The 4,734-nt window shown below is 75.1% G+C and carries 1 protein-coding gene; it reads right to left on the reverse strand.

Annotated elements, in window-relative coordinates; genetic code table 11:
* Positions 1-4,734: type I polyketide synthase (locus HHX33_RS34430; RefSeq protein ID WP_182878225.1), on the reverse strand; the 4,734-nt coding region annotated here is incomplete at both ends.

Genomic DNA, 4,734 nt, shown 5'->3' on the forward strand with positions numbered 1-4,734 from the left:
ACCACCTCGGCCCCCCGAGGCGGCCACTCCGCCAGATCGAACCCCGCCACCCCCACGACCGGACCCACCACACCCGACGCGTGCCGCACCCACGCCCCGTCCCCATCACCATCCGGACGGGAGAAGATCTGCACCGAGCGCGTCAGGCCGTCACCGGCGGGGCCGAGGACCACCCGCAGGGCGACCCCGCCCTCGGCGGGCAGCACGAGCGGCGCTTCGAGGACGAGCTCGTCGAGGCTGGGGCAGCCCGCCCAGTCGCCCGCCTGCGTCGCCAGCTCGATGAACCCGGTGCCGGGGAACAGGACCCGGCCCGAGATCACGTGGTCGGCCAGCCACGGATGCGTCCGCGGGGAGACGCGGCCGGTCAGCACCGCCTCGCCGGACTCCGGCGACTCCACGGCGGCCGACAGGATCGGGTGGGTGACGTGGTCCAGCCCGGCGGCGCCGACGTCGCCCGCGCCGTACGTGTACCCGTCGAGCCAGAACCGCCTGCGCTGGAAGGCGTACGTGGGCAGGTCCAGCCCGGCCGGGGCGTCGCCGCCGAAGTACGCGGCCCAGTCGACCGCCACGCCGTGCGCGTACGCGCGGCCGAGGCCGGCGACGAGTTCGCGCACCTCGTCGCGGCCCTTGCGGGCGACGGCGACGAACGCGGCCGCGTCCTCCGCGACGCAGGCCTGCCCCATCGCGGCGAGCACCGCGTCCGGCCCGAGCTCGACGAAGGTGGTGACGTTCCGGGCGGCGAGGTCGCCCACGGCGGCGGCGAACCGGACCGGCTCCCGCACGTGCCGCACCCAGTGCTCCGGCGAGCCCAGCTCCTCGGCCGTGGCCAGTGTGCCCGTGAGCGTGGACACCAGGGGGATGGCCGGAGACGCGAACGACAGCTCCTCCGCGACCCCGCGGAAGCCGGCGAGCATCGGCTCCATCAGCGCCGAGTGGAAGGCGTGGCTCACCCGCAGGGGGGTCGTCCGGTGGCCGTCGGCCGCGAGAGCGGCGGCGGCCCGCGACACGGCCGCCTCGTCACCGGAGATGACGACCGACTCCGGCCCGTTGACCGCCGCGATGTCCACGCCGTCGCCGAGCAGCGGGCGCACCCGCTCCTCGGCCGCGCGTACGGCGACCATCGCCCCTCCGGCCGGCAGGGCCTGCATCAGGCTGCCCCGCGCGGCGACCAGGCGGGCCGCGTCCGCCAGGGACAGCACCCCGGCCACGTGCGCGGCGGCCAGCTCGCCGATCGAGTGCCCGGCGACGTAGTCTGGCCGCGTCCCCCACGACTCCAGCAGCCGGTAGAGGGAGACCTCCAGCGCGAACAGCGCGGCCTGGGCGTAGCCGGTCTGGTTGACCAGATCGGCGTCCTCGCCCCACAGCACCTCGCGCAGCGGCCGGTCCAGATGGCGGTCCAGCTCGGCGAGCACGGCGTCGAACGCCTCGGCGAAGACCGGGAAAGCGCTGTACAGCTCGCGGCCCATGCCGAGGCGCTGGCTGCCCTGCCCGGTGAACAGGAACGCCACCCTGCCCTCGCGGGCAGCCCCGGCGGGCGTGGAGCCGTCCGCCAGCGCGGCGAGGCCGGCCGCGAGCTCGGCCCGGTCCGCGCCGGTCACGACGGCCCGGCATTCGAGCGCGGCGCGTGTGGTGGCGAGGGCGCGGCCGAGCTCGCCGATCTCCGCGTCCGGCAGTGTCTCCAGGTACGGCAGCAGCCGCCCGGCCTGGGCGCGCAGCGCCTGCGGGGTGCGGCCCGACACGACCAGCGGCACGGTCGCGGGGGCGGGCCGCGGTTCCCGTACGGGTTCGCCCGGCGCCGACTCGACGATCACATGGGCGTTGGTGCCGCTGATCCCGAACGACGACACCGCCGCCCGGCGCGGCCTGCCCTCCTCGGGCCAGGCCACCGGCTCGGTCAGCAGCCGCACCTGACCGGAGTCCCAGTCCACCTGGGGTGAGGGCTCCGCGGCGTGCAGCGACCTGGGCAGCTCGCCATGGCGCATGGCCATGACCATCTTGATCACACCGGCCACGCCGGCCGCCGCCTGGGTGTGGCCGATGTTCGACTTCACCGACCCCAGCCACAACGGCCGCTCCCGGCCCTGCCCGTACGTCGCGATGATCGCCTGCGCCTCGATCGGGTCACCCAGCGTCGTCCCCGTGCCATGACCCTCGACCACGTCCACGTCAGCCGGACTCAGCCCGGCCGCCGCCAGCGCCTGCCCGATCACCCGCTGCTGCGACGGACCGTTCGGCGCCGTCAACCCATTCGACGCACCATCCTGGTTCACCGCAGAACCACGAATCACCCCCAGCACCCGATGCCCACGCCGCCGCGCATCCGACAACCGCTCAAGCACCAGCAGACCGATGCCCTCGCTCCAGCCGACGCCGTCCGCGCCCGCGCCGAACGACTTGCACCGGCCGTCGGCGGCCAATCCGCGCTGGCGGCTCATGTCCACGAAGGTGTCGGGGGTGGACATGACGGTGACGCCGCCCGCCAGGGCCAGGTCGCACTCTCCCCCGCGCAGCCCGGCGGCGGCCAGGTGGATGGTGACCAGCGACGACGAGCACGCCGTGTCCACGGTCATCGCCGGGCCCTCCAGCCCGAAGACGTACGCGACCCGCCCGGACGCGACACCGGCCAGGCTGCCGTTGCCGTGGTAGGCGGCGATCTCCTCGGGCAGCGGGCCGAGCCGCAGGCCCCAGTCGTGGTACATGACCCCCGCGTAGACGCCGGTACGGCTGCCGCGCACGGACCTCGGGTCGATGCCCGCCCGCTCGAACGCCTCCCAGGAGACCTCCAGCAGCAGCCGCTGCTGCGGGTCCATGGCCTGTGCCTCGCGCGGGCTGATGCCGAAGAAGTCGGCGTCGAAGTCCGCCGCGTCGTACAGGAAACCGCCTTCGCGGGTGTAGCTGGTGGCGGGGCGGCTCAGCTCGGGGTCGTACACGTCGTGCGGCCAGCCCCGGTCGGTGGGGAACTCGCCGATCGCGTCGACGCCGTCGGCGACCAGCCGCCACAGGTCCTCGGGCGACCGTACGCCGCCGGGGTAGCGGCAGGCCATGCCGACGATCGCGATGTCCTCGGTGGGGGCGATGGCGACGGTGGTCTCCTGACGGGCCCGCACCGGCTTCGCGTCGATCGTCTCGGCCAGGTGGGTGGCGAGCGCTAGGGGCGTGGGGTAGTCGAAGACCAGGGTCGCGCTCAGCTTCAGGCCGCTGATCGCGTTGAGCCGGTTGCGCAGTTCCACGGCCGCGAGCGAGTCGAAGCCGAGTTCGTTGAACGCGCGCGCGGGCGCGACGGCGGCGCCGCTCTCGTGCCCGAGTACGGCGGCTGCCTCGGCGCGGACCACCTCGACCAGGGCGTCGACACGCGCGGCGCCGGACAGGCCGGCCACCCGCTCGGCGAGGCCGCCGGCACCGCCGGTGGAGGCGTTGCGGGCGCCGGCGCGCTTCGTCGCCGGGCGCACCAGGCCGCGCAGCAGCGTCGGGACCCCGTCGGCGCGTTCGCGGACCACCCGGTGGTCCACCCGGACCGGGACCACAGCGGGCAGTCCGCTGCGTATTCCGGCGTCCAGCAGCGCGAGGTTCTCCTCGGACGACAGCGGCACCAGCCCCGAGCGCGCGATGCGCGCCAGCGCGGCCTCGTCCAGTCCTGCGCCCATTCCGGCGCCGGCCCACAGGCCCCAGGCCAGCGAGGTGGCGGGCAGGCCGTGGGCGTGCCGGTGGGCGGCCAGTGCGTCGAGGAAGGCGTTGGCCGCGGCGTAGTTGCCCTGACCGGGCGCGTCGAACAGGGTCGCCGTGGAGGAGAACAGGACGAAGGCGCTGAGGTTCCGGTCGCGGGTCAGCTCGTGCAGGTGCCAGGCGGCGTCGGCCTTGGGCGCGAAGACGGTGTCCAGACGGTCCGGGGTCAGCGACTCGATCAGCCCGTCGTCCAGCACCCCGGCCGCGTGGACCACCGCCGTCAGATCCGGCACCTCCTCCAGCAGCCGCGCCACCGCCTCCCGGTCGGCCACGTCACAGGCCACGACCCGCACCTGGGCGCCCAACTCGGTCAGCTCCGCCGCCAGCAGATCGGCTCCCGGAGTGTCCGGGCCGCGACGCCCGGCCAGCACCAGCGACCGCACCCCGTGCGCCGTCACCAGATGCCGCGCCACCCGCGCCCCGACCCCACCGACACCCCCGGTCACCACCACCGCCCCAGCACCGAAACCCACCGGTTCGGTCTCGGGGGTCACCACGGCCAGGCGCGGGACCCGCACCTGGCCCGCCCGGATCAGCAGTTCGGGCTCACCGGCGGCAACCGCCGCGGCCAGCACCGCCTCCGACTCCGCGGTCCCGTCGGTGTCGGCCAGCACGAACCGGCCCGGCCACTCGGCCGTCGCCGACCGCACCAGCCCCCACACCGGCGCCGCCGACACGTCCACATCCTCACCCGGCAGCCCCACCGCACCCCGCGTGACCACCACCAACGGCCCACCAGGCTCCGGAACGGCCACCTGCTCCTGCACCCGCTCCAGCACCCCGGCCACCACCGACCGCATCCCTGACAGGACCCCAGAGGGTGCTTCCGCCTGCGCGTCCGGCAGCGCACTTGACGAGGCTTCGCGGGTGACGGCGACGTCAAAGCGGGTGAACTCCGGCTTACCCGCGGCCGGCTGGGCCGGGGCAGTGGCCGGGGCGGGGACCCAGTCGACCCGGTAGACCCGCTCCCCCACCGACTGCGCCGACATCGCCCGGCACACATACGACTCC

Source organism: Microbispora sp. H10670, assembly GCF_014161385.1.
GTDB lineage: Bacteria > Actinomycetota > Actinomycetes > Streptosporangiales > Streptosporangiaceae > Microbispora > Microbispora triticiradicis.